Source organism: Pelagicoccus mobilis (genome assembly GCF_016595505.1).
Classification (GTDB): domain Bacteria; phylum Verrucomicrobiota; class Verrucomicrobiia; order Opitutales; family Opitutaceae; genus Pelagicoccus; species Pelagicoccus mobilis.
This window is the reverse complement of sequence record NZ_JAENIL010000031.1, coordinates 1-26816: the sequence shown is the minus strand read 5'-3', so window position 1 is coordinate 26816 and position 26816 is coordinate 1. Positions and strand designations below refer to the sequence as shown.

Genomic DNA, 26816 nt, shown 5'->3' with positions numbered 1-26816 from the left:
CCGGTGCGTCGAGCGGTCGGCTGTGTCCCCGTATATCTGTTTGCAAGCAGATTGTGGGGCCAGCCCATGGCTGCAAGGAGAGCGTTTGGGGGGATTCAATATGCCTTGAAGTTAACCGAAACGAGTTTTTGTATGTATCTAAAGATCAATAGGTCTGTGCTGCGTTGGTGCGCACTGCTGGTTGCCCTGTTCACGAGCAATCTTTCTCATGCCGCGGTTTCCGTGGATAGTTATGGATGGACTCAGATTACGCCGAGCGCTGACTCGCTAATTGTCTATGTAAGCAATTCAGAAGGTGACGATGCCAATGACGGACTGTCGCCATCGACCCCGAAGAAAACGATTCTCGCTGCCGATGCTTTGATACGAGATGGGTATCCCGATCACTTGCTTCTGAAAAGAGGAGATGTGTTTCCGGTTGAAACAAGTGTGTTGCTTGGCCGTTGGAAAAACGGGCGAAGTGCAGACGAGCCACTGGTAATGTCCTACTATGGGGCGAGTGGTGAGCGACCGGTTGTGAAGATACTAAAGAAGTTCATTGATTGGAATGGTCAGGCTCGAGATTATCAGGCTTTCGTGGGTCTTGATATTTATAAGTCCAATAGCGATCCGTTTTCGCCAGATTATACCAATAGTAATTGCGAGGAGGTTCTTCGTTTCGTAGGTGGTGGCGCTGACTTGCTGATAGAGGATTGTAAGATTCGATTCGGCATGACCACTGTCATTTCCTATGGGGGTAACCTAGTGACTGATGTTAGGATTCGAAGGAATATAATATTGGACGCTTGGGTTAATAATACCTCCAATTCTCATGATAAGATTCAGGGACTCTTCATGGGAGGGGATGTTGATGGGAGCTATCTAGTGGAGGAGAACTTCTTTGATCACAATGGATGGAGCGAAGACGTGCCAGGAGCGGGTGCGAATAAGTACAATCATAACGTTTACATAAATTGCGATATTGTCGAAGGAGGAATCATTCGAGGCAATATCAGTGCCCGGGGTGCTGCCCATGGCATTCAAGCCAGGTCGGGAGGGCTTGTTGACAGGAATCTGTTTATCCAAAATGCGGTGGCTTTGAATGTGGGAGGTCACTGTCTTCCTACGTATCCAGGTGTAGTTACTTTTCCAAATCGCGCGTGGCAGAATGTTGTCTTAAGCGGACGGTTTATGGACATGGATAACATCGAGAATAACTACAATAATAACTACCTGCGATCGGCTGCGATTTGGGGCATTGATGGAGGTGGAGGTAAGATCGAGGGAGTTCTTGTTGAAGACAATGTTGTCGCAAATCGTATTGCGGATGGAACTAATCGATCTTATCTTGATTTGGATAGTGGAGTATTTGTTAACAATGTTTCCCACAATTGGGATCCTGCGTTAGATACCTTCGATCCCTCTTGGCCTCATCCGGACGATGATGCAGGAGACTATTTCGCGAGTATTGGAGGGACCGACTCCACTCTAGATTATTTGGATTGGCTGCGGAATCGACCGCTTGGCGTGCTGCCTTGGCAAATGACCGCGTATTCGGCAATCAACTATATCCGAGAAGGCTTCAATCGAGCTCCCGTGAGTGGATATTATCTCTACGATGGGACGACGATCGTCAATGTAACGGGGGTGGATGTAAGCCCATCGTCCGCGACGATCCAGGGGATCGATACGCTTCAGTTGAGCGAGACGGTGACTCCGTCCGATGCTACGAATAAGAATGTGGTTTGGAGCAGCTCGGATACGAGTGTTGCGGTAGTAGATCCTAATGGTTTGGTGAGCTCGGTAGCACCCGGAACAGCGGTGGTTACCGCAACGACCAATGATGGTGGGTTCACCGATACCGCGATTATTACTGTAGCTGCGGTATCTCCATCCGGAGTTTCGGTTGTACCAGGGATGGCGGAGATCGCAATCGGGCAGGTACTTGAGCTGACGGAGGTGGTCGCTCCAGCCAATGCTACGAATAAGGACGTGACTTGGAGCTCGGCGGATTCGTCCATTGCGACCGTGGACGCCGATGGGGCTATCACAGGTATTGCTCTAGGCTCTACGACCATTTCTGCGACAACGGTGCAGGGTGGGCATGTTGGAAGCTCGTCCGTTTTGGTTTCTCCTACAGCTCCTGTTCCTGCCTCGACGTATCAAGCAGAGGAATACGACGCTATTAGCGATGCTCAGGTTTCGGCAGCCTTTCTTGGTTTTAACGGCAGCGGCTTTGTCGACTACGGCGGCAATGGAGCGTGGGTGGAGTGGCAGACTGTTGATGCTGGTCCACTTGGTGGCTTGGTTAATGCGGAGTTGCGCTACGCCAACGGTTCAGCGGGTAATCGCCAATGTTCTGTTAGCGTAAATGGTCAATTCGTGCAGAACGTAGACTTCGCGAGCACCGGAACTTGGAATGATTGGGGAACTGAGCCCCTGTTCCTTTCCTTGTCAGCTGGATTGAATACGGTACGCGTAACTGCTATCACTGGGAGTGGCGGCCCGAATCTAGACGAGCTGAGCATTGCTGGTAGCGGTACTTTGGAGCCAGTCACTGGCGTTTCGCTAAGTCCAGCGGGCGGTACGGTTTCGGAGGGCGACAGTCTGCAGCTAACTGCGACGATTAGTCCGGCGAACGCGTCCAACCAAGGTGTTAGCTGGAGTAGCAACGATGCCTCCGTAGCGACTGTGAGCGCGAATGGTGTTGTGACAGGCGTCGCGGCTGGATCTGCTACGATAACAGTGACCACCAGCGATGGCGGGTTTACGGATACGTCCCTGATCACTGTGGTTTCCTCGAATGTTGCGGTGACGGGAGTGGATCTGACTCCATCGGCGGTATCCATAGTCGAAGGAGACACCGTTCAGCTAACAGCGGGAGTGCTTCCTGCGAATGCGACGAATCAAGCGGTTAGCTGGTCGACTAGCGACGCAACAGTGGCGACAGTGGATGCAAACGGTTTAGTCAGCGGCGTCGCTGCCGGGACTGCCAACATAACGGTGACGACCTCGGACGGAGGCTTCACCGATTCTACTGCGGTGACGGTTAACGCGGTGACTCCGGTTCCGACGATCGTCTATCAGGCGGAGGCCTTGTCGGCCTCGAGCGGCGGAAGTGTGAAGACCCATACTTCCGGGTACAATGGATCGGGCTTCTTCGATTTCGGCGGCAACGGCAGCTGGATGGAGTGGAACGATATCAACGGGGGAGCTAGCGGTGGCACTGCTACATTGGCATTCCGATACGGAAATGGCGGCGCTACGGATCGACGTTGCGAACTCACTGTAAACGGAAACGTGATACAGAACGTGGATTTCGCTCCGGGCGGAGCGTGGACGGATTGGGTCCTAGTGGAAGTCGAAGTAACGCTTCAGTCCGGAAACAATACCGTTCGTTTGACTGCCAATACCTCCAGCGGCGGACCGAACCTCGACGAGGTGGAAGTTGATGATCTTGGATCGACAGTGATCTTGGTGACTGGAGTGACTGTGCAGCCGGATCTTATCCTGACTGTGGGTGAGGCGGAATACATGACTGCGACTATTGCTCCCGCGGAAGCGACAGAGCAGTCCGTCACATGGACGTCCTCTGATACGAATGTGGCGACGGTCGGGTTCGACGGTTTGGTCGCTGCTCAAGGTGTCGGCAACGCAGTGATTACAGCCACCACAACCGATGGCGGTTTCACCGATACGGCTACGGTAAGCGTGAGTGTCACGGAACCGATTCCTGCTGCGACCCACGCCGGCGAGAGCCCGACTTCGAGCTCCGGATGCGTGGCGTCGACGTTGAACGGCGGATACAACGGATCGGGGTATCTAGACTTCGGAGGCAATGGAACTTGGGCTGAATGGGGAATGATAGATGGCGGCTCAAATGGCGGTGCTGCTACCTTGACTTTCCGCTACGCGAATGGGTCTGGTGGAAATCGCCAATGTTCCCTCTCGGTCAACGGAGCGACTATCCAAAACGTCGCGTTCGCTCCGAGTGGATCTTGGACAACCTGGGTGACTGTGCAAGCGGTAGTGTCCTTGGACCCTGGACTGAATGCCGTCCGGCTGACAGTGAACACCGGAAGCGGCGGTCCGAATCTCGACGAAATCTCGGTAGAATAGTATAATCTGGCTTGGCTTACCAGTGGCGGCAACCCCGTGGGGTTGTCGCCTTTTCTATGTCGCTATTTAACGTGGCAAATCGATTGTTTGCTCGGGACCAAATCCTTTTGTGAAAAGAACAAGTCCGGACCCCATTGTGAAGTATCTGAGACTACTATGAGCGAAATGAATCTTCTAATCATGAACCAAAGCGAATTGGCATGCTTTCTCCCCGGTAGGCGTCAGCGGGAGGTCGAGGAATTGATAGCGCCTTGCTGTGTGATTGACGCTGAAATGATGGAGCCGGAGGAATGGGCGGAGCTGCTAGCTAGGCACAATCCCAAGGTGATCGTGGGTGGGTGGAGCTTGCCGCAATTGCCAGATGGTGTCTCTTGGATGGCTCCGCGGCTGGAGTATTTGTGCTATGTCCCCGGGACGGTTAGGGACAAGGTAAGCTGTAAGATGATCGAGAAGGGATTGCTAGTGACGAACTGGGGACGCTCAATCAGTCGGACGGTTGCGGAATGCGCCTTGTTGCTGGGCTTGTCTTGCGTTCGCAGAAGTGGTTACTGGAACGATCGGATGCATCACCATGGCGAGTGGAAGGATGATTTTGTGACTACGAAGTCTCTCTTCGATCGCCGTGTAGGGATTCACGGATACGGAGCGATTGCCAAGGAATTGATCCGATTACTGTCGGTATTTACCTCCAAGGTGACGGTGTTTTCTGACGGTGTACCGAAGGGTGTGTTTGATTATGACGGTGTCGAATGCAGTGATTCGTTGAACTCCCTTTTCTCGGAAAATGATGTCATCTTCGAAGTAGAAGCCTTGACCCCTGAGCGAGTCGGCGTGGTCGACGAAGCGCTGCTTCGATCTATTCCGGAAGGAGGCGCTTTCGTGAACGTGGCCCGCGGGGATCTTGTCGAGAGTAAGGGCTTACTGAATGTGGCGAAAGAGGGAAGGCTTCAGATCGGATTGGATGTTTTTAACGAAGAACCACTGCCGGCTACTCACGGATTGAGGGGATGCATGAATGTGATGCTGTCTCCCCACATCGCAGGTCCGACGACGGATCGCATGGTCGATGCCGGCGACCACGCTATCGAAAATTTGAAACGCTTTTGTCGGGGCGAGGCGGTTGTAGGACCAATCACTCCAGAGGTGTATGAGCGGTTGACCTGAAGTGATTCGTCCTCAGTTGACACGCTTTTTTGATGCCCATGCCGAGTTCCCCGTAGAGCTCACCCAAGGCTGTCTCGTTTTTATGCTAGGCTGGCTGTCTGCTTCCGGCTCGGGAGGGTGGCTTCAAACTTGAAGGTACCGCTGGACGCTAGATACACTGCTTTCCCTTCCTCAAATCCGAGGAACTGTAGTCGACTACTATCTCCCGTCGTTTGCTCGTCTTGTTGGAGTATCGTCGCCTCTTGGTTAGCGGGAAGTTCAATGCGGGCTTGGCTGTTGAAGGGGACGGTAACGTTAAGCGCAATTTGCTTGTTCGTTCGCTTCCAGCTGCTCTCGATTCGACCGTAGGGGGAAATGTGATACCCTGAAGCCGCGTCTAGCCCATCGACGATTTCAGGGCTGATTATGAAGGGTTGAAAGCCAGGGCGCTTCGGGTCGTGACGGATGCCAGCCAAGTAGGAAATGAACCAAGCAACAACGTCACCCAAGAAGATGTGGTTGTCCGATTCTTCGCTTTTAAAGCTCTCCCAGAGTGTGGTGTTTCCGCTCGCTATCATGCTTGCCCAGCCGGGGGCGTGGTCGTTGGTTACGAGTTTGAAGGCATCGTCCGCGTACCCATAGTCGCAGAGAGCGCGAAGAAGGTATTTTGATCCGAGAAATCCGCAATTTAGTCTGTGATCGCTTTCACGTATCGAGTTTACGAGTACGTTGGCAACGGTGGAGGACTGTTCTGCTGTGAGTAGCCCATGGTACAAGGCACAGGACATTGCAGTTTGGGAACCGTTTGAAATTCGTCCGGTATCGGAATCAAAGAAGGCCTTTACGAACGCCTGCTTGATCTCTTCGCTAAGATTTTCGTACTCTTCTTGGTCGTTTTGTTTGCCGAGTCGTTTGGCGATTGCTGCCAGCCGTTTGGTGGCTGCGAAATAGTATGCGGTGGAGGTCACCTCGATAGGCGTTTCCTGCTCGATGGGCACCCAGTCTCCAATCCCGTAGTGGATGATTTGTCCTTGATTCGCAGATGGATGGTAGCGGTACCAGTCGAGCCAATGCTTGAACCCCTGGTAGTGGGTTTCGAGGATACGTTTGTCTCCGCGATACTCGTATAGGTGCCAAGGAATCATGAGGTAGGCGATTTCCCAAGCTGGCCCGTCTAGTGTATCGTAGCCCCAAGTGCCTGTCGGGACGATGCAAGGGAGCTTGCCGTCTTCTCTCTTGGTTGCCGCCACATCCTGGATCCATCGCGTATAGGCCGCCTCGGTTCCATAGTACAGCAGGCCGATTTCGGCAGCGACTTGGGCGTCGCCAGTCCAGCCATTCTTTTCCCTGTGAGGGCAGTCGGTCGGGATGCCGACAAAGTTTCCGATGTAGGACCAGCGGGTCCTTTCCACGAGGGCGTTCAGTATTTCGTTTGAGGAGCTGAATCCTCCACGTTGGTCGAAAGCTGTATGGGTGACCTTTGCCGTAAACGTATCGTGTGTAGGAGGTGAGGCGAGACCTGACACCTTGATCTTGCGAAATCCGTAGAAGGAGAAGCGGGGTTCCCAAACTTCCTTCCCTTCGCCCTTCATTATGTAGGTGCTGGTTTGTAGTGGGTCGGCGTATACGAGGTCGTGGTCGCCGTGTTTTATGGTGATTTCTGTGCCCCTTGGACCTGTGAGGGCGAGCTGTACCCAACCGGCAATGTTTTGGCCGAAATCGATTTCGTATGAGGCTTCGGACTCGGAAATAGATATTGGCTTCAAGGTATCCATTATCTTGATCGGCTCAGACATTTGAGAGGAGAGCCGACCTTCGATTCCTTCTCTTTCGATGGCGGATTCCCAAGCGGAATCGTCGTAGCCCGGTTCGTTCCAGTTTGCGATTTCTCGTCGAGCGTCGTACAAGACCCCCATCCTGAGTTGGTCCCAAAGAATCGGCCCTTTTGAGACCTTCCAGCTGGTGTCGCTCACGACTCGTTCTTGGCGACCGTCCTCAAATTCAATGTCGAGCTGAAGCAGCATCTGAGGAAACGCCTTCCAAGGGGCATTGTGAAACTCCCAGGCGTCGGGGTGTCCTTGGTTGTAGATTCCATTCGCCAGTTGAACACCCAAAACGTTTTCACCAGCTACGAGAAGAGGTCCAATCTCGTGGGTAACGTAGTGGGCGTTGCGATGGTATGAACTCAAAGCGGGATCAAGTACATGATCGCCGACTTTTTGTCCGTTGAGAAAGAGTTCATGGAATCCTAAACCGCAGATACTGAGCTGCGCTGTTTTCACCGTACCGCCAATTGAAAAAGACTTTCTGAGAAGGGGACTGTTCCTGCATTCGAAGAAGTGGTCAGCCTCTTCCTTCCCATCGGATCCGAATTCCGTTTTTCTCTCTTGGAGCGAGGTTTGCTGCATCGAGATCCACTGGCCAGACCAGTCGTCGCTTTTAAGCAGTCCCATTGTCCAAGAGGCGGGTTCGCTCCAGGATGAGAGGTACCCATTGTCATCCCAAGTCATGAGTTTCCAGAAACAGCGTTGCCGTGAACGCAGAGGCGTTCCGCTGTATTCAATCTGCGAAGACTGGTTCGATATGACGACTCCCGAGTCCCATAGGTCTCCCTCGTCGCATGAAAGCTTCTCCATGGAGCTGGCTACTAGGACTCGATAGGCTTGCTGTTGTTTAGACTCCCTTGTCGGGGCGTGAGACCAGCTAAGTCTTGGTTGATGGACGTCTATTCCCTGTGGGTTGACTAGGTATTCGCAACGCATTGCAGGCTTGGAGTTGGATTTTTGGAGCTCTAATACTTTTCGAGAACCAGAACGAGGTCGCTGCGCCCGCTTTGTTGGGCTCGCTCTACGGGGAGGTAGCCGTCGCTATCGCGAATGTTTATGTCCGCCCCGTTACGAAGGAGGAGCATGAGCATCTTCTGGTTTCCGGATTGCACGGCCCCGTGCAGGCTAGTGCCTCCTTGCTTTTCCTTGAAATTGGGATCGGCTCCTTTCTCGAGGAGGGTCGCGACTCGATCGATATCGTTATCGTGCGTCGCTTTTAGGAGCTCCCGACTCAGCTCGCGGTTGACCGTTTCGGAGCCTTCAGCGGCTTCGTCCTCCTTCGAATCGTGCTCTTGCAGAAGGCGCACGTAGTCTTTGTAACCTTCTAGCTTGGCGTAGTCGGCGGCGGTATTCCCGAATTGGTCTTGAAGCGAAGGGTCTGCCCCTTGCTCAAGCAGATAAAGGAGAGCGAAATTTTCGTAGTTGAGCTGTGGTGTTTTTCCGGCGGTTTCCGCATAACCCCAATGGCTGATTTGGGCGAGATAGTGGAGGGCGGTTTTACCAAGCATGTCTACTTGGTTAACGGGAGTTCCAGCGTTGATGAGAACGTTGAGTTTATCGGCGTCTTTTTCGGGGGGATGACCCGCCACGGAGTGGAGGTTCGAGGCGGTGACATGGAGGGCGGTCTTGCCTTGCTCGTCGGTGTGCTGTGGGTTCGCTCCAGTTTTGATCAAGTGATCAAGTATCGTTCGGGTGGACGGGTAGTGACTCGCACCCGCGAAGAAGAGGGCGGTCCAGCCCTTGTGGTCGGGCTTATTGACGTCGGCCCCAAGTTCGATGAGCAGCTTGACCGCTTCTAGATTTCCTCCGCGGCACGCATTGTGGAGTGGAGTCTGAAATTTTTGGATACTTGGGAAGTCAACATCGGCCCCCAGTCCCACAAGCTCTCTGATGTAGCTTTCATGTCCGTTGCTGCTAGCGATGTGAAGTGGCGTTTCGCCGTTGGAATCAGTGGCGTTGGGGTTGGCTCCTCCCTTGATCAAAGGAGAGATCGCTTCTTTGTGTCCTGGCCAGGCGGATCGGTGAAGGGGAGTGAAGCCCCCCACGTTTCTCATGTTCGGATCGTAATCGCTCGCGAGAAGGGATTTGATTTTTGCCACATCATTGGCTCTGGCGGCATAGTGCAGCTGTTCGTCCTGCCCAGTGGTGGTGTCTTGAGTTGTGGCAAGAGGAGTGTTGTTATCGATTGTCAGTCCTGCCGGTATTAGGCTTGGCAAAAGCTCGAGTTTCCCGTCTTCGCGACCGTAAAGCGTTACGATGCTACGAGCGGGGATTGTTATCAACTTTCCAATTCGGGCGACTGAGGATTCGAAGCGCTTTTGTTCGTCACTCGTGAATTGGGTGAATTTTGTGCGTTTACTGTCGGAGCCAGCGATGTGTAGACGGGTTTGGACCTGTTGATCAGAGGTATTGAGTATTACGATACTTAAGGTTTGATCCTCTGCGTGACGGTATGCGCTGACTGACAGGGAATCAGCGGAGCTCGACGCGTAGATACGCTCCGCACCCGGGCGAACGTAGCGAGCGTAGTGTTTCATCGCTGCTGATTTTGGGCTGTGACGTCCTCCGATCAATATGGCGGAGCGGTTCGGAATGCGGGCGTTGAGTTGCCAGTAGATGTAGCCGCTGGCGTTGCCGAGGGCTAGTACCTTGTGAATATCGGCGGCAAGGGCTAAAGCCCCGTCCCAATCCTGATTGTGGCCGCTGGTTTCTGTCATCCAGAGTTTTCTACCGTACTCTGTTACAAGTGTGCCCATTCGCTCCCAGTTTTCATCTCCAGACCACCCATGTGAGCAGAAGAAGCCCGGAAGCTCTTTTGTCTCCTTGTCCTGCATGATGGCGTCGATATATTGTCGGGTTCGTTCATACCACCCCATGTCCTCCGGGAAAATGATCTGTGTATCCAGATTCTGATCTAGGAAAACTTTGCTTATGGCTCGGAATGTTTCCCGATACTGAGTTGGACTGTAGAGTCCTGAGTCATAGGGTTCGATGAACATGAGCTCGTTTTGCAGGGAGACTGCTTTCAGGCGTATGCCTTCCTGCTTTTCCAGAGCTCGAATATTGTCTACGATCCATTGTCCGTAGGCTTCGCGCTTGTCCGGGATTAGGTAGCCACCATGAAGGTTGGATTGGTTCGTTTTGAACTCTGCGGGAGGGCTCCAGTTGGAGCTGAAGAAGGTTTCGACGCCGCGCTTCTTAAATTCGCGGAAAATCATCCTGCCGTATTCGCTCTTTTTGTAGCGTTCTGGATCGGACTCTCCATTTGTATTCACTGTACTGATATCTGGGAAGTGGGCACGGATGATCGAGAGTCCGACATCGTAGACCGCGAGATCGTAAAAGGTGGGGTCGCGATAGGCGGGCATCTGGTCGTAGGCGATGAAGCAACCACCGAAGCCGTCGATCTCCTGGTTTCGATCCGAAAGATTTAGGGTAATAGTGTTCTCGGCTTGCAGCTGCGAATTGAGGGCAAGTGAGAACAGACCAAGAGTCAGTAAACGTGAGATTTGAGGGATCATTGGCAAAGGTCCAGTAATGGTGTTCAACCTGTTGATTCAGTTGGGCACCCGAAAGCGTTTCGAGATAGGCAAATATCTCGATAGACCCAGTGTCTACTGAACGCTGGCGTGAACTTTACACGTTTAGTTGGGCAAAAAGCTGAGGCTCATCTCGGGAGCCCTAGCCATTAATCTCATCTAGAGACGCAGCGGCCCCACCTACTCGAAGTAGGTACGGCCCAGGTGGCCAACGATTGCTTTCTTGAGCTGCAGTGGATCGAATTGGCCTTGCGCTTGGTAGATGACTTTTCCGCCTGGTGCGACGAGGAGGGTGTAGGGCAGGGCTCCATCCCATTCACCGCCGTCGAGGGCATTGATCAGAGCGTAGCGATCCGTGCTATTGTAGAGGTAGTTGGTCATGGATGCGGCTTTAGCTTTCAAGAACGCGTCGACTCTCGAACGCGTCTTTGGCAAGTCCATTGAAACGGTCACTGTTTCGAAACTACGTCCCCGGTACTGGCGATGGATGTCGACGAGATCGGGGAACTCGGCTACGCAAGGACCACACCAAGTCGCCCAGACGTTTATGAGGCGGAGATTTTCGCTGTCGTTCTTTCGCAGGGACTCCAGCTGATCCAGTTCGAGGAGTGACAGTGCGCTGGGTTCTGCGTTCCAGCGTTCAATGAACTCCGCGGCGTTTTCCCGTTTGCTCGACCACTTGACCGAGCAACCGAAGACCTTGGTGGTCTCGACGGGAACCGGCTTGCCAGCTAGGAGCGCGTCGATCGCATCTCGGGTTTCGAAGCTCTTTGCGAGCGCCGGATTGTCGTTGTCGTCGATGCGTCCATTGAATTTCAGCTTCCGCTCCTCGTCGAAGATGAGGACTTGCGGGGTGACTTGCGCACCGTAGGCCCAGCTGACCTTCTGGTTTTCTCCGTCGTAGAGATAGGGGAATTTGAATTCCGCGTCCTTGGCCCGCTCGATCATTTCTTCGAGCGAGTCATTGTATTCTGAATACCCGAGCTCGTCTAAGCGAACGGCCTTGTCGTCGTTTGGACTGATGGCGATGAGGGTTAGGTCTTCCTTGGAGTAGGCGGTCGCAAGCTCGTTGAGTCGCTGCTCGTAAGCTTGAGCTGTCGGACAGTGGTTGCAGGTGAAGACAATCGCCAGCAGTCGGGAGGAATCGTAGTCGGAAAGTTGGTGGTTTTTTCCATCGATGCCGGGAAGGTTGAAGTCCGGCGCGGGAGATCCAATGGAGAGTAGCGGCGCTTTTGCGCTCTCGCCGAGGGCGTTGCTTGCGGCTAGCGTGAGGAAGATCAGTATGCTTAGTATTTTCATGGAGTAGGGCATTGGAGTTGTTTGTGTGATCGAATAAAGATCGCCATGGTTTTGGCGAGTCACTCACCTGTTGTCTCTTACATTAGACTGATTCGTATCGTAATTATATTTGAATGACTCGCTCTGTATAATCAATTCTGCGGCAAGTCGGTAGGAGTTGACGGGATAAGTGCTAGAGCTCGGCCGTTCTTCTATGCTTGGGCATTGTAATCGGTTTAACCCTTGCCAGTTTTTTCCATGATGAGTCGTTCTACGTTTTATATTTCACTGTCTGCCATTTCCTTGATGTGCGTTGCTGTGTTGATTTCCGCTTGCAGCAACGAGTCCGGACCAGCGAACGAGGATCAGGAGATCACCATCTCGCGTAGAGACTACGAGGAGAGGTTCTATGGTTTTTGGCTGGGACAATGTATCGCCAACTGGACGGGAATTGTGACGGAGATGGATAAGATCGGAGGCGAAGGCAGAGAAGGCCGAGGGGCGGGCTTTTACACCCGTGAGGACTGGGGAAAACCGGATCAGCCGACGATCTGGCCGAATTCGGCGAACAATGGTAAGTTTTCCCGAATCGACTTCATTTTCGAGGATGAAGGAGGCGTGTGGGGCGCGGATGATGATACAGATATTGAATACATTTACCTCGCGTTGATGTCGGCAAGTAAGACGGGGCTGCTAAGCCCTGAAGAGATCCGCGACGGTTGGCTGAAGCACATCTATTCGGACGAGAATACTCCCTTTCTGCATAGGGATGGGGTGACCCCGGAGAATTTTCTCTGGGTTTCGAACCAGACTGCGCATGATCTGATGCGTGAAGGTGTGTTGCCTCCGGATACAAGCGACCCGGATTTGAATCCTTTCTACGACATGATTGATGCTCAGCTGACGACGGAGATATTCGGGTTGTTCGCCCCGGCTCGCTCGGACGTGGCTTTGGAAATTGCCGATTTGCCGATCCGTACGGTGGCGAGGGAAAACGCGGAGTGGATTGCGGAGTTTTACGTGGTGATGCACTCTCTCGCTTCAATCGTGGACGAATCCAAGCCAATGGCCGAACAGGTCAAATGGATGGCCGGCGAGGCTCGCAAGAATCTGCCAGAGGATTCCTACTCCGCCAAAATGTATGATTTCGTGCTCGAGCAGTACGAATCGGGGGCTACTTGGGAGGCCGCTCGCGATGGGTTGCACGAGAAGTATCAGGTGCGCCAAGAAGATGGATACCTGTGGGCGACGAAGGATCAGGCGTGCAATGGCTGTTTTGCGGCAGGCATCAATTTCGGAGCAAGTATTGTGAGTTTGCTCTATGGCGAAGGCGACATCAAGGAGACGATCAAGATCGGGACCTTGGCGGGGTGGGACTCGGACAATCCCACTGCGACTTGGGGAGGTCTGCTCGGATTTATGCTGGGCAAGGAGGGAGTAGAGGAGGCGTTTGGGCGTAAATTTGCGGACCGCTTCTTCATCCACCGAACACGAGGCGGTTTCCCGAATGAGGGAATCGACGACTTCTCCTCAATGGCTCGAAGAGGTATCGATGTGGTCGATACGGTTGTCGTGGAGCAGATGGGAGGTCGCGTGGACCCAGAAAGTGACTCTTGGCTGATTCCTTTGTCGAAGGAAGAGACCCACTAACGGTACGAAGATGGCGCTTAGCTAGTTGGGCTTATCTGTTTGTCCTCCTAGAAGCGTTTGGGAGCGGCTCGAAATAACTTTAGAATGAAAATCATTACGCAGCAGAAACAAGTGCCTTGGATGCACGTGACGATCGTTTTGTTTCCGTGGTTCTCAACTGTGATGCGCGAGGCGATTAGCAATGCTGGTATCACCTTTACGCTTTCGAAGTTTACGGACAGTCCCGCGTTGATCGGATTGATTGGAAGCACGAATCAAGCGTTTGGCTTTCTTGTCGGGGCGGTATGCTGCTATGCCAGCGATCACATCTGGACGCCGTGGGGAAGGCGTCGGCCATTTATATTGGTGAGTTGTTTCGTATCTGCTGGATTGTGCTTTTTTGTTCCCGTAGCGACGGAGCTATGGCTGGCGTTTTCCTTGATTATCGCGTATCAGTTTTTTGTAGACTTCGCCACTCCCTACGAGTCGTTGACAATGGAAGTTATCCCTCCACCCCAAAGAGGGCGAGCGGGCGCGATTACTTCCATCTATAAGTCGGCAGCGTTTGGAATTGTATTCGCTGGACTGATTGGAGGCTTCGATAAGGTTTACGAGTTGGCGGAAGGGATTGAGATCACCGGCGAGGCCATAATGTATTGGGCGAACGTACTGGTGATTTTGATAACGGGTGGGGTTATCTTGTTTTTCACCAAAGAGACGAAGCCAGAAGGAATAAAACCCTGCAAACTGACTAAGGTGCCCTACATGTCGATTTTTAGGGACCTCTTTGACCGGAAAATGCTGCCCTTGTTGGGCTTGGCGTTCGTGATGCAGAATCTTTGGATCGGGCTAGCTCAGTTCGAGTCCTTGTTGGTAACGGAGCAGTGGGGGTATACGAAATCTCAATACGGAAACATAATGGCGATCAGTATGGTGATCTCTGTCGCGGTCGCTCCTCTAGGAGGTATTGTTTCAGACCGTTTTGACCGGTTGAAGATTTTGAAGTTCGGACTGAGCGCAGTGGTTGGGTTGAAGTTCGCGTACTACGTCTACGCCGAATACCTGACCGAAAATGGAATTCCTCCGTTCTTCATGGTGATGGGTTTGGGACTCTTCAAGGGGGCTGTCAGCTCGTTCATAACGATAGCCAGCTTTCCGCTGATTTTCGACTATGTTTCGCGGAACAAGTTCGGGACGCTGTCCTGTGGATTGGGGATCGTATTCAGTTTTATTGCTTTCGTAGGAACGAACGCGATGGGATCGTGGATCGAATTCATTTCGCCGCGTTTTTATGGCTTGGAAGAAGGAACGTTCAACTACATGGCAGGGTACCACTGGATATTCCTTCTGGGCGTATTGGGAATCTTGTACCTTTTGAAATTCGAAAAGCTGGTTAAGAGCGGAAAGCTAGAGAAGACCCACGACAAGTATATCGAGTAGTCTCTGACTGCTCATCGAATGTTAGGAAGCTACTTTTTCAGAAGTTCGCACCTGGCGACCACTGGGAAATGATCGGAAGGAAACCTCTGATCGACGAGGTCGCTGAAGGTCGCGTAAGAAATGACTCGAATTGAGTCTCGACTGGCGAAGATGTAATCGATGCGCCGTGTCGGCGCGACACTTGGATTGAACCCATTGAAAGTGCCAGACTGTCCGAACACTGTCACTTCAGAATGAATACGCGTGTCGTTCATCGATTGCGAAAGGAGCTTGATCTCTGGGGTTTCCGGAATGGCGTTCAGGTCGCCCATGAGGAAGTAAGGTGTGTTTGGGGGCACTAGCTTGTCGATTCGATCTAAAATCAGTTTGGCGCCGTTAAATCGTGCCTCTGGGACCTCGTGGTCGAAATGGGTGTTGAAAACCCAATACGTTCGACCAGACGCTCTGTCGCGAAAATGGGCATAGGTACAAATTCGGCGATAGGAAGCCCCCAGCCCAATGAAGGTTCACTGGGCGTCTCTGATAGCCAAAAAGTATCTCCCGCCAGATACTCGACCTTGTTTGCGTTGTAAAAAATGGCGGAGAATTCACCCTCGTGTTTTCCGTCGTCTCGTCCAACCCCGGTGTAGGCGTATTCATCGAGAGATTGCGCAAGGTGGTCGACTTGGTGTGGCAGTCCCTCTTGGATTCCCAAAATATCCGGATTTAGAAAGAGTATTTGCGATGTGAGGACTTCCTTGCGCTTATCCCAACGGTTTTCTCCGTCGCTTGGAAGATCCAGCCGAATATTGTAGGACATCAGAGTAAGTTGAGCCTCTTGGCTGTGGGCCACGACCGCACAGAAAGTAAAACTAAGTGAAATGATTGCTCCTTTGAGGCTATGTATCCAATTGTTCATTTCGGGTATGCTTGGTATGCCAAACTGTTTGTGTGGAGACCAATTAAAGATCCGATTTAGATTTCGATGATCCCGCGTTGAAGAGCGACAGTTACGGCTTCAGTTCGGGCGGCGACTTGCAGCTTCCCGAGGATGTTTTTGATATGATCCTTGACGGTGTAATCCGAAATATTGAGGGAGTTCGCGATTTCTTTGTTGGATCGGCCGTGTGCGATCTCTGAGAGGACTTCAGTTTCGCGAGGGGTGAGCGTTTCGTAGGTCTTGCGAATGGCAAGACGGCTGGATACATCCCGAGGAATCCATTTGTGCCCAGCGTCGACTTCTCTCACCGCTTCTAGGAGGTCTTCGCCGATCGAGCTTTTGAGGATGTAGCCGCGTGCACCGGCTTCGAACGCTTTATGTATGTCTTCATCGCCATTGAAGGCAGAGAAAACGATGACCTTCGCATCTGGGTGCTTTGAACAAAGTTGTTTGATGGATTCGACTCCACCCATTCCAGGCATGCGGAGGTCGAATAGGGCAACATCGGGGAGATGCTTTTGGTAAACCTTTATGGCTTCCTTACCGCTCGACGCTTCGCTTACGACCTCCATATCTTCAGCAGTTCCCAGCAAGGAAACGAGACCTGCTCTCACGATGTAGTGATCATCTGCAACGATTATTCGAATTTTTCCTTCGGTGCTCATTTGCTTAGTCTTTCAAGTGGTTTGTGGCGGGTCGATTTTCGATTGGCGTGGTTAAATAAAGTGTCGTCCCAATTTCAGCCTGACTTTCGATTTTGAAGCTTCCGCTGATTCGATTCGCTCGTTCTTTCATACCTAAAAGACCGTAGTGATTTACTGGAGACGTATGCTTGGATTTTGCTTCAAAACCAATGCCGTTGTCTCGAATCTTCAAGTTGAGTTCTTTATCCGAGTAAGAAAGTTCAACCCAAACTTCGGTGGCCTTGGAGTGTTTGGCGACGTTGGTCATCGCTTCTTGTCCAATACGGAGAACGTTTTCCTCCAATATTTCAGCGAGAGGACGTTTTTCACCATTTGTCGCGAAATTGGCCTTTAGACCCATACTATCGGCAAGTCGCTCTACACTTTGTTTGAGGGCTTGGGCGAGATCGAACTGCTCGAGCTCGCGCGAGCGTAGGTCCCAAATGGAGTTGCGAAGCTCTATCTGGCTTTGGCTGAGCCAGCGCCTAGCCAGTGAAATGTGTGTTTGAGCTTTTTTTTCCGAAGTGGAAAAGAGCTTGTTGGCGGTTTCGAGTTGAAGAGCAATTCCTGTGAGGGCTTGTTCGAGCGTGTCGTGAAGGTCTCGGGCGAGTCGTGTGCGTTCAGCGATAACTGCTTTGAATTGAACTCTAGCTTCCTTACGGGCGCTCATCTCAACTTGGAGTTGCTTAGAACGTTCTTCTACCTTTTGTTCTAGGGTATCGTTTGCGACTTGTAGGAGATTCTGCGCTTCTTGCTTTTCGTTTACCAAGACTTTGAGACGTGCATTCTTTTTGGAGACAGTCAGCAACCAAGCCATAGCGAGCATCAGGAGGGATCCAAGGATTGCGAGCCCGATTAAGAGACGAGTCGGGGTTAACCAACTTGGACTCTTTATTATTTGTATTTGGCCGAGTTCAGATAGTAAGAGCTGTACGGATTTTAACTCGACGGGTTCCTCAATAACTGAAAAGCAGACTCCTTGGGCTGATATGAGGCTGCCAATAGGAGCAACTGTCTGTATTGGAGAATCGGCGACAGATGCGTATTCGATAGTGAAACTCAGATCCTCTCCTTGAACAAGCCATGTGGTAGAGTTTCCAATACTGTTGCCAGTCGCATCGAGTATAGGGCGCGAGGTGCGGTCCAATACTCTTCCATCAAGGACTATGTACTCTCCGTGATGCAATCCACGTTTTAGTTCTGCTATTGGTACGGGATTAGGGTCGATGACTTGGCGAGATGCGGAGGTTTTACGCAAAATGGCATCGTTAAGGACTGGCAAGTGGTTTTCGAACTCTAGGAATCCTATTACTTCTACGTGGTCTTGAACATTTATGTTGCTCGATTTCGAACTCATGATGCGTAGCCCTGCAGATTCATCTTGTATGAATAGACGTGGACCAAACCCTTTGTGGGTAACGGTGCCCGAAATGCGGATTCGTTTGTCAGAACCCATTCCAGGTCGGTGTTGAGCTACACGTTTGATTGGAATGATAGCGCTGTGGAAGGGATCGTTTTCTTCCAGTGCGATTATTTCAAAGTCTTCACTGCGAGTTGTATATATACCGACGCCAGTTAAGTGCCGGAGGTCTTGGTTGTAGTGGGTTGCGGTAGTGCCACGTACCGCGATGGTGGAAGCGATCAGTGATTCAGGGGATTTAATCAGCTCCACTGGGACCCACACTTCGAGTCGATGGCCGGCTGCAGCTACCGTTAGGATATAGCGACTTCCCTCCTGTTTAACGGCTCGCACTATGCCTTTGAGTTCGACACGTTGGCCATCGTACACGCCAAGAACAAGGTCGTCTATGTTGACTGTTTTAGCTGTTGGTAGTGGGACCGTTTCAAGAATGCTCCACTGAGGTGCAGCAATGATAGGTGCGAAGGCTCCGGGGTGGCTCTGGCCAGTGATTTTGATAAGAGAGCCGATTGGAGGGGTTGCGTTGCCGTAGTATTCTACCCAGACACCACCGGTTGGATCTTGAACGAAGAATTGACCTTGCCAACTGGGTTCGGCTGCGGTGACTACCCCGGTGACGTCGATGCTAAGTTGTCGTCCAGCTAGGTTATCGGACAAGGCGGTAATCTCAGCGATGTTTCGCAGTGGTTGTGGTGGTGACTCCTCTTCTTGTGCGATTGCCGGGTTGATGGTGGCAAGTAGAACCACCTGGGCTAGAGTTTTGAAAGGGCGGATGACACGCATCAGATGAAAAGGGGTTAGCAAGAAAATATACTGCGGAGCTGCAAAAGTGGCATCCCTCTAAAGAGGGGTGTTCCGCACTCCAAGGCTCAGAATCTTAGACTAAGATCGCAAGTGTTCAACATTTGAGGTATCTTCGAGTTTGAGGATTTTGTCCTGGTCGTAGCCTAGGATTTTAGGCCGCTATGAATCTCAAGTGATCCCCCCATTAAGGGGGATGCGGACGTGTGAGGCGTCTGCTATTTTCGTTTGTGTTGTCCGCGTTATCCCGAATTGCGGACTACCCCTAGAATACTATGAAAACACGTACCCTCACGTTAACGGCTGCGGCAGCCGTATTTTTCTCACTTGCAGGATTGTCTGCCAAGGAGACCAGTTGGAAGAAGATCGAAACGTTCACGACGGCTAAGGACACCGAGCTACGTTTGTCTGCTGGGGAGTCGCTGGCTTTTGAACCCTTTGGACAGCCTCTTGAGACGGATGGATTTATATTGCTGGATACCAGTGCTAGTTTCCAAACTTTTGTTGGGGTTGGGGCGGCGATCACTGACTCGTCGGCCGAGACTTTTGCGAAATTGCCCGAGTCGGTTCAGGAAGAGTTTCTGAAAGCGTATTTCGACAGGAAAGAAGGGATTGGTTACAATCTACTAAGAACACACATTGCCAGCTGCGACTTTTCCAGCTCGATGTACGACTACGTGGAGGAAGGGGATGCTTCCCTAGCAAGTTTTGACGTGAGTCTAGATGAGCGGTATCGGATTCCAATGATCAAACGAGCGATAGAGGCTGCAGGTGGTGAGTTGCCTCTCTACGCAAGCCCTTGGTCGCCTCCGGCGTGGATGAAGGACAACGGGAATCGATTGCGAGGAGGAAAGCTGTTGCCAGAGTTTCGGGATTCCTGGGCGCGCCACTATGTGAGGTTTATTGAAGAATACGAAAAGCGTGGTATGCCAATTTGGGGGCTCACAGTACAGAACGAGCCAATGGCGGTTCAGACCTGGGAATCATGTGTCTGGACAGCAGAGGAGGAACGCGATTTTGTCCGTGACCATCTCGGACCGACTTTGGAAGAAGCGGGTATGTCGGACAAGAAGCTCATTGTTTGGGATCACAACCGGGATCAGATTTATCAACGCGCCACGACAATCCTCGGAGATGCGGAAGCGGCGAAATACGTATGGGGTGTTGGCTTCCACTGGTATGAACCGTGGACCGGCGGCGACATGCAGTTCTACAATTTGCGGCAAGTTGCCGAGTCGTATCCAGATTTTAAGCTCGTGTTTACGGAAGGTTGCGCTGAGAGGTTCGACGCTGATCGTTGGGATGCGTGGGAGTTGGGCGAGCGATATGGACACTCGATGGTAAATGACTTCAAGGCTGGAACCGTCGCTTGGACTGATTGGAATATTTTGTTGAATGAACGAGGTGGTCCGAATCACGTTGGGAACTATTGCTTCGCTCCTGTGCATGCGAACACGAAGGATGGAGAGCTGGTGTATACAAATTCCTACTACTATATCGGCCACTTCTCAAAATTTATCGAACCGGGAGCAAAGCGCATCGCCTCTTCGTCAAGTCGCGATCAGATTCGTGAGGTTGCCTTTCAGAACCCTAATGGCGAAATTGTTCTGGTAGTTCTCAACAAAACCGAGTTAGCGGTTGATTACCGGGTTATGATCGATGGTCTTGCGGCTGAGTCCTCAATACTGCCGCGAGCGATCAATACTTACATTCTCAAGAACTAGACCTGTTCTAAGAAGCCATGTACCTGATTGAGGTTTTGCTGTTTGTGGTGGCAGTTGTCGGTGTCATCTGGATCGGAATTGCCAAGAGTCGGAGGACCGCAGGAGCAAGTGAAGGGGCGTCTGACTATTTCTTGGCCGGACGCGGACTTACTTGGTGGCTGGTAGGATTCTCTCTGATTGCTGCAAACATTTCCACCGAGCAATTCGTAGGTATGTCCGGCGCAGCCTCTAATTGGTTGGGTATGGCGATCGCATCCTATGAATGGATGGCCGCAGTCACGCTGGTGATTGTGGGGTTCTGGTTTTTGCCACGTTTCCTCAAGGCCGGGCTATACACTATTCCAGAGTTCCTTGAGTACAGATTTGGAGGGGTAGCTAGACTGGCTATGGCTATGGCTATTCCTGCGATCGTAACGCTCGTCTTTGTGGCGACATCCTCGGTGATCTACTCGGGCGGTAAATTCGTTTCCGAGTATTACAACGACATACCTTTACTGAATAACTTGACGGTTGTGTGTTGGTTGATTGCCGGCTTTGCAGCGCTCTATGTTTTCGTAGGAGGTCTCAAAGCTTGCGCATGGACGGACTTGGTTTGGGGTTCGGCTCTCATACTCGGAGGCGTCATCGTTATGATTGCTGCTTTTTCTAAGCTCGAGTCTATGCCCGCAGAGGAGCTCATCGCTACCAAGGTAGAGAATTCCACAGCGACCCTCGAAGACCTGAAAGAGGCGGGAGCATGGGAGCGGTTTCTATTGCTCAATGATGGAGTCGATGGTGAGGCAATCGCTCGCAATGGACCTAACGGATCTGGTGGCAAGGTTCACATGATCCGTCCCAAGGAGGATAGCGACTTGCCGTGGACGGCATTATTGGTGGGCTTGTGGATTCCGAATTTTTTCTACTGGGGGCTCAATCAGTATATCGTACAGCGAACACTTGGCTCGAAGTCCTTGGCAGAGGGACAGAAGGGGATCGTTTTTGCAGCTTCTTTGAAGCTTCTGATTCCCTTTCTTGTAGTTATTCCAGGAATACTGGCGTATAATCTGTTTAGCGGTGATCTCCTGGCGTCGGATGGGAGCTATGACTACGATCGTGCCTTCCCAGTCTTGGTTAGAAATCTTATCAAGCCGTATCCATTGGTTTCATGGTTCGTTCTAGCCGCTCTTTGTGGTGCGGTTATAAGCTCTCTTGCATCGATGTTGAATTCTGCATCGACGATCGCGACGATGGATCTGTATTCAAAATTTAGTGGCGAAAAGGACTCTCGAAAGCTTGTGCGGATTGGACGCGGGTTTGTTCTCTTGTTCGTGGTATTGGCGGCGTTTGTTGCTCCGTCTTTGGATCAGTTCGTTAGTATCTTTTCCTATATTCAAGAGTTTCAGGGATTTATCTCCCCGGGAATCTTGGCGGTGTTCATCTTGGGTTTCTTCTCTCCTAGGACGCCTCGTGCGTTTGGCGCGATTGGTATCGTTTTGAACGCTGTCGCATATGCTTTGTTGAAGTGGGTACTGGGGCCTTGGATTGTTTCGAAGGGATGGTGGTACTCACAGGAGATGGCCTTCCTCGATCGGATGGCTATTTGCTTCTTTCTAGTGCTAGGTTTCGGACTACTCGTGACTCGCCTTCGCCCCCTGGAGGAACCTGTGCGCATGCCAGTAAACGACAAGATTGACCTCGAGAGCTCGCGTGGAGCGAAGTGGGTTGGTGCTCTTGTCTGTTCCCTTACTGTGGGACTGTATATAGTCTTCTGGTAGGCAATAAAAGCGGCACCCCCTACAAAGGGGGATGCGGAATATCCGAGCTTGCTATAAATTCTAAGCTGACCCCAACAGCAGAGCTGTCCCCTCAAAGGCTCTCAACGCCCCTTTTACCCGCAATGAACGCGACGGGAATGGTCCTGCTGCAACCTCAACCCAATATCGAATGTCAAACCACAGAACATTAAAGCGATTGATTCGAGCATTTCCGATTGTAGCCGTTGTCGGTGTCGGAGGTGCTATAGCTCAGGATTCAGAAGAGACGGAGGAGGTCTTTGAGCTTTCCCCATTCACCGTTGATGCAAGCGAAGACGAAGGCTATCGTGCGACGAACACGATATCCGGAACCCGACTTAACTCGGCGATCAAGGATATTCCGATGCCTATCGAGGTGATAACGGAAGAGTTCTTGAGAGATACGGGGTCGAATGATCTCAGAGAGTCCTTGCGGTATAGTTCTGGAATTCTCTTGGAGAGTCAGAATGACTTTGGTTCACCTGGAGGCGAGTCCTCTCAGACGCCGGGCAAGGTAAACAATCCTCAGGGACTGTCGGGAACTGCTTACAGAACCAGCTTCAAGATTCGCGGGTTTCAGACTGACTCTGTCCTACGCGACGGGTTTCGCAGGCGTCATGCTACCGACTCGGTAAACATCGAGCGTGTGGAGGTCGTTCGCGGACCTGCCTCTCTCCTTTATGGAGTTGGCAATTTTGGAGGGGTTATAAACTACCTTGTCAAACAGCCTTCAACTGAGCGCCAAGGCTCTGTGTCTGTAGCCATAGGCAGTGATAACATGAAGCGGACCACCATTGATTACACCGATGGCTTGGATGAAGCGGGTAAGCTAGCATTCCGGATTAGTGGCGCTTTCCAGGATACCGACTCGTTCACGGACTTCGATACGGAGAGTCATTGGTTTGTTGCCCCAATTCTCAGCTACAAGCCATGGGAGGGAACTGAGATTCTTCTGGATGGAGAGTTTGGCGAGCAGGAGCGCGATGGCATCGGTTGGAAAAGCCTTCGTTCAGTAGCAAGTAACTTCATCAATTGGGATGGGGGTGAGGCTGGCGGCTTCTTGGAGGTAGACGGGCGAGACCCACGAACCTTCCGTTGGAGTGGTCCTGACACTTACAATCACAATGAGTCTTCCAATTTGGAGCTCAAACTGACCCAGAAAATCATGGATAATATGTATTTTCTAGTGGGTGCCAATAGTTCTTCATTTGACTACGAACAGCGCGATAATCTCGCTTCTTTGGAGCTTGCCTCGAACCGTTCCCAAGCTCCTGCCTGGGCGATTGGTGATGTGAATTTCGAAGCGATCAGCCCTGAGGCGGTAGGGATCACGACCGGTGTTCAACCAGCGGTTATTGCCTACCAGTGGGAAGATAAGAAAGAATACAACACCACGGATCAGATTCGTGCAGAGCTGAATTACAGCTTCGATCTTTTTGGACCGAAAGAAAATTGGTTCGGATTCCATGGAGATCTCTTGTTGGGGTATACCGACACGACCGAGGAGCGACGTTTTAGTACGATCGGGACTCCTGGCGATGGAGCTAATTTCCATAATCCAACAGACGCTAGCTATTTCCGTTTTGGAACCCAAGGAGATGGGGTGACCCAGGATGTTGTCATGCGAGAGCGCCAAAACGAGCGTTTCGAGACCATGAACGATGCGTACTATGGAGTATTCCAAGGCCGTTTCCTAAACGATCGTCTCATGGTAATCGCTGGAGCTCGGCGTGACACCACCTCAAACGCGACTGAGATTCGAAATCCTCAGTACCGAGTAGACGGAACTGTTGGCGGAAGTCTAGACACGATTTCCACAGCTTCTGAAGAAACATCTGAAACCACATACCAAAGTGGTATCAGCTTCAAGATCAACGAAGCCGTTTCTCTTTACGCAATGAGTAGTGAGGGAGTGCAGCCAAACTTCGCAGGGTATGTCGATTTCCAGGGAGTACCGATAACGGCTGCTCTCGCTAAGAACGAAGAGTTTGGAATAAAGTTCGAGCTTTTCGACGGAAAGTTGTCGGGCACGTTCAGCAAGTTCGATATTACTCGCGAGCGCTCTCCCGTTGGAAATCCAAGCAGTGTTTGGTATGCTCCGGTACTGACTGATGCGAATCGATTCAATCCGAATTCTGACATCATTTACCAGGTGAACGATTTCAATCCTGACAATAATGGCTGGAACGCTGCGGTCGTCGCGTCTTCAGATGAGTGGTTCGATGCTGTCGGATCTGGAGCCATCTATCAAGCGACGAACTCAGCAGGCAATACCAACTGGTACGCTAACGCTTCGCAACCACAAGCGGCAGCCTTGCTCGATGCTGTATTCGCGAATGCATACGCGACGAACTCTACCGGTTGGTTTGGCTGGCTCTACAATCAGGATAACCTAACTAATAACGCTACTCTCGACTATAATGGCGGAGACCCGGCAGGACCGATCGGAAATACTGCAGTAGCTCTTGGCTCGGATGAGTCGACTGGTTGGGATACTCAGTTCATTTACTCGCCAACTGATAATCTACAACTTGTATTCACTTGGGCTCACACCAAGAAGAAGGTTATCAACGCCGGAGGTTGGATCGAGTATCCGTATCCTGAGGACAGATGGGCTGTTTGGTATTATCCAGCAACATGGGCTGGTTTGGGCGGATTGCCAATTGATGAAGTCTATGGAGATTGGACGGATACCTCAACGCGCATTAGTGCGGGAACAGGGCTCGCTTTAGACGATACTCCGGAAGATCAAGGAAGCTTTTGGGTGAATTACGAAATGCCTGAAGATTCGAAACTGAAAGGGTTTAGCTTCGCCTTAGGCGGCAATTATGAAGGGCCAAGGCAGTATTTTTCCGGCATCACGAAAGGTGGTGGAGCGATCATCGGTGATGAAAATGGTGACCCGCTAACGCTTGAGACAGAATCACGCTTTCAGCTCGATGGCATGGTTAAGTACGAGTTCGAAATGCACGACAATCCTGCGTCAGTCCAATTGAATGTGTATAACATAGAAGATACGCAGAAGCTGTTTGGGCAAGTCTATCAAGCTCCGCTCAGCTGGAGACTTGCGTTTGATTACAGGTACTAAGCCTAGTAAATGGGGTATGGAGGGCCGGTTGTTCGGCCCTCCTATCCTGTATTTGCAATTTGATGACGATGGATTTCACTTTAAGGAGAATAGCGATCCTTGGCGGATTGTTTTGTGGAGCAATCGCTCTTGGTGAGACCGAGGTCGAGGTTTGGCTTACGACAGAGTCTCTTGATGTGACCTTGGAACAGCAGGAAGACGTTCTGTTTAAGGACGATGGCTCTGGTGGTGGCCTCATCGTGGACATTGACGAGGACACGCAGTACCAGACTATCGATGGTTGGGGTGTGTCACTGACTGGGGCTTCATCTTGGTTGATTACGGAGCGACTGAGTGATGCCAAACGTCAGGAAGTGATGGAGAGTTTGTTCGGTCCAACAGGGATTGGTCTCAGCATGCTGAGGCAGACGATCGGCGCTTCAGACTTCAATCTATCCACCTACAGTTATAACGACGGAGAAGAAGATCCTCAATTGGAGCGCTTTTCAATTGAACGTGATCGCGAGTATATTCTACCGCGAATTAGGGACGCTCTATCCATCAATCCTCAGATTAAAGTGATGGGGTCTCCATGGAGTCCACCTGGTTGGATGAAGAGCTCAGGAGATTTGATCGGTGGCACTCTTTTGAACACTCACTATGAGACCAACGCTGATTATCTGGTGAAGTTCATTCAGGCTTACGAAGAGGAAGGTGTTCCTATTTACGCGATAACTCCGCAGAACGAACCGGGATACTCACCCGCACATTACCCAGGTATGATTCTGACTAAGAATCAGCAAATAAGATTTATAGGCGATTATCTTGGTCCAGCTCTACGGACCGCTGGCTTGGATCGCGTTAAGATCATTTGCCACGACCACAATTATGACGGCTTGGATATTCCGCAAGCGATTCTCTCGTCATCAGCATCTGAATACGTAGCAGGCAGTGGCTTTCACCACTACGGTGGACCTATTCAAGCAATGAGCACCCTGAATTCTGAATTCCCCGAAAAGGGGATTTGGTTTACGGAAGGGGGCTTTGGCGAGTGGAACGATCACTTCGATAACATCGTGCACGAGATGATCGAGATTCCGAGAAATTGGGCGAAGGCGATTGTTCTCTGGAACGCAGCGTTAGATCAAAACAGTGGACCCTCAGTCATTGGCGAGGACAATCCCAACGAAGGGATGCTTTTGATCCGCTCGGATAGCATGGATCAGGTGAGTTATAACGGCCAATACTACTACCTTGGGCACTTGAGCAAATTCGTGAGGCCGGGTGCTGTTCGAATTGCGAGCCCGAGCTGGATTGGAGATCTAGAAACCGTCGCGTTTAAAAATTTGGACAGTTCCGTAGCTCTCGTTGTGGCGAACAGGAGTCAGTCGGCGCGTCGCATTACGGTTAACTGGCGAGGGAAGCACTTTGAATACGAAGTTCCTCGACGTTGTATGATTACCTATCAATGGGGGGG

15 protein-coding genes are annotated in these 26816 nt (G+C 51.5%); 8 read left to right on the top strand and 7 right to left on the bottom strand.

The features are described 5' to 3' along the window. Nucleotides 1-132: 132 nt before the first annotated feature. Nucleotides 133-4098: an Ig-like domain-containing protein gene (locus JIN87_RS16540; RefSeq protein WP_200356703.1), complete on the top strand. Its 3966-nt coding sequence runs from the start codon at nt 133-135 to the stop codon at nt 4096-4098. Between the two features lie 165 nt (nt 4099-4263). Next, the gene (locus tag JIN87_RS16535) at nt 4264-5262 is read left to right on the top strand and encodes an NAD(P)-dependent oxidoreductase (RefSeq protein ID WP_200356702.1); all 999 of its coding nucleotides are present in this window, start codon (nt 4264-4266) and stop codon (nt 5260-5262) included. Between the two features lie 80 nt (nt 5263-5342). Here JIN87_RS16535 and JIN87_RS16530 read toward each other — a convergent pair whose 3' ends face one another. From JIN87_RS16530 to JIN87_RS16520, 3 genes are all read right to left on the bottom strand, one after another. Then, a complete protein-coding gene (locus JIN87_RS16530) occupies nt 5343-8003 on the bottom strand; it encodes a family 78 glycoside hydrolase catalytic domain (protein ID WP_456238700.1) in 2661 nt (886 codons plus the stop codon). Between the two features lie 29 nt (nt 8004-8032). Then, nucleotides 8033-10588: an ankyrin repeat domain-containing protein gene (locus JIN87_RS16525; RefSeq protein WP_200356700.1), complete on the bottom strand. Its 2556-nt coding sequence runs from the start codon at nt 10586-10588 to the stop codon at nt 8033-8035. Between the two features lie 198 nt (nt 10589-10786). Next, the gene (locus JIN87_RS16520) at nt 10787-11905 is read right to left on the bottom strand and encodes a redoxin domain-containing protein (RefSeq protein WP_200356699.1); all 1119 of its coding nucleotides are present in this window, start codon (nt 11903-11905) and stop codon (nt 10787-10789) included. 237 nt (nt 11906-12142) lie between these two features. Between JIN87_RS16520 and JIN87_RS16515 the strand changes: the two genes are divergently transcribed. Together JIN87_RS16515 and JIN87_RS16510 are read left to right on the top strand one after the other, a co-directional pair. After that, nucleotides 12143-13534 carry an ADP-ribosylglycohydrolase family protein gene (locus JIN87_RS16515; protein ID WP_200356698.1) on the top strand — a complete coding sequence of 464 codons (1392 nt, stop codon included), beginning with the start codon at nt 12143-12145 and terminating at the stop codon, nt 13532-13534. A gap of 84 nt (nt 13535-13618) precedes the next feature. After that, nucleotides 13619-14953: an MFS transporter gene (locus JIN87_RS16510; RefSeq protein WP_200356697.1), complete on the top strand. Its 1335-nt coding sequence runs from the start codon at nt 13619-13621 to the stop codon at nt 14951-14953. A 29-nt stretch (nt 14954-14982) separates the two neighbouring features. Here the strand turns inward: JIN87_RS16510 and JIN87_RS16505 are convergent, their stop codons facing one another. From JIN87_RS16505 to JIN87_RS16490, 4 genes are read right to left on the bottom strand one after another with little or no spacing between them, the layout of a single operon-like run. Beyond that, nucleotides 14983-15303: an endonuclease/exonuclease/phosphatase family protein gene (locus JIN87_RS16505; protein WP_486644354.1), complete on the bottom strand. Its 321-nt coding sequence runs from the start codon at nt 15301-15303 to the stop codon at nt 14983-14985. A gap of 11 nt (nt 15304-15314) precedes the next feature. Further along, nucleotides 15315-15851, bottom strand: coding sequence for an endonuclease/exonuclease/phosphatase family protein (locus tag JIN87_RS16500; protein WP_200356695.1), 537 nt, complete (start codon nt 15849-15851; stop codon nt 15315-15317). Nucleotides 15852-15907: 56 nt separating this feature from the next. Further along, entirely contained in the window at nt 15908-16537 is a 630-nt protein-coding gene (locus JIN87_RS16495; RefSeq protein WP_200356694.1) for a response regulator, read from the bottom strand. Between the two features lie 4 nt (nt 16538-16541). After that, nucleotides 16542-18758, bottom strand: a complete 2217-nt coding sequence (locus tag JIN87_RS16490; protein WP_200356693.1) for a histidine kinase — start codon at nt 18756-18758, stop codon at nt 16542-16544. Nucleotides 18759-19051: 293 nt separating this feature from the next. Here JIN87_RS16490 and JIN87_RS16485 point away from each other — a divergent pair, with 293 nt between their 5' ends. The 4 genes from JIN87_RS16485 to JIN87_RS16470 all read left to right on the top strand — a co-directional run. Then, nucleotides 19052-20500, top strand: a complete 1449-nt coding sequence (locus JIN87_RS16485) for a glycoside hydrolase family 30 protein (RefSeq protein WP_200356692.1) — start codon at nt 19052-19054, stop codon at nt 20498-20500. Nucleotides 20501-20517: 17 nt separating this feature from the next. Next, nucleotides 20518-22254: a sodium:solute symporter family transporter gene (locus tag JIN87_RS16480; RefSeq protein ID WP_200356691.1), complete on the top strand. Its 1737-nt coding sequence runs from the start codon at nt 20518-20520 to the stop codon at nt 22252-22254. A gap of 169 nt (nt 22255-22423) precedes the next feature. Further along, a complete protein-coding gene (locus JIN87_RS16475) occupies nt 22424-25360 on the top strand; it encodes a TonB-dependent siderophore receptor (protein WP_200356690.1) in 2937 nt (978 codons plus the stop codon). Nucleotides 25361-25422: 62 nt separating this feature from the next. Further along, the coding region (locus JIN87_RS16470) for a glycoside hydrolase family 30 protein (protein ID WP_200356689.1) at nt 25423-26816 on the top strand (1394 nt) is incomplete at its 3' end.

What these genes read in the sequence shown, in the direction of transcription:
- JIN87_RS16500 (WP_200356695.1), bottom strand. Translation starts at nt 15,851, where the DNA reads ATGAACAATTGGATACATAGCCTCAAAGGAGCAATCATTTCACTTAGT.
- JIN87_RS16495 (WP_200356694.1), bottom strand. Translation starts at nt 16,537, where the DNA reads ATGAGCACCGAAGGAAAAATTCGAATAATCGTTGCAGATGATCACTAC.
- JIN87_RS16475 (WP_200356690.1), top strand. Translation starts at nt 22,424, where the DNA reads ATGTCAAACCACAGAACATTAAAGCGATTGATTCGAGCATTTCCGATT.
- JIN87_RS16480 (WP_200356691.1), top strand. Translation starts at nt 20,518, where the DNA reads ATGTACCTGATTGAGGTTTTGCTGTTTGTGGTGGCAGTTGTCGGTGTC.
- JIN87_RS16520 (WP_200356699.1), bottom strand. Translation starts at nt 11,905, where the DNA reads ATGAAAATACTAAGCATACTGATCTTCCTCACGCTAGCCGCAAGCAAC.
- JIN87_RS16535 (WP_200356702.1), top strand. Translation starts at nt 4,264, where the DNA reads ATGAATCTTCTAATCATGAACCAAAGCGAATTGGCATGCTTTCTCCCC.
- JIN87_RS16540 (WP_200356703.1), top strand. Translation starts at nt 133, where the DNA reads ATGTATCTAAAGATCAATAGGTCTGTGCTGCGTTGGTGCGCACTGCTG.
- JIN87_RS16530 (WP_456238700.1), bottom strand. Translation starts at nt 8,003, where the DNA reads ATGCGTTGCGAATACCTAGTCAACCCACAGGGAATAGACGTCCATCAA.
- JIN87_RS16515 (WP_200356698.1), top strand. Translation starts at nt 12,143, where the DNA reads ATGATGAGTCGTTCTACGTTTTATATTTCACTGTCTGCCATTTCCTTG.
- JIN87_RS16485 (WP_200356692.1), top strand. Translation starts at nt 19,052, where the DNA reads ATGAAAACACGTACCCTCACGTTAACGGCTGCGGCAGCCGTATTTTTC.
- JIN87_RS16490 (WP_200356693.1), bottom strand. Translation starts at nt 18,758, where the DNA reads ATGCGTGTCATCCGCCCTTTCAAAACTCTAGCCCAGGTGGTTCTACTT.
- JIN87_RS16510 (WP_200356697.1), top strand. Translation starts at nt 13,619, where the DNA reads ATGAAAATCATTACGCAGCAGAAACAAGTGCCTTGGATGCACGTGACG.
- JIN87_RS16525 (WP_200356700.1), bottom strand. Translation starts at nt 10,588, where the DNA reads ATGATCCCTCAAATCTCACGTTTACTGACTCTTGGTCTGTTCTCACTT.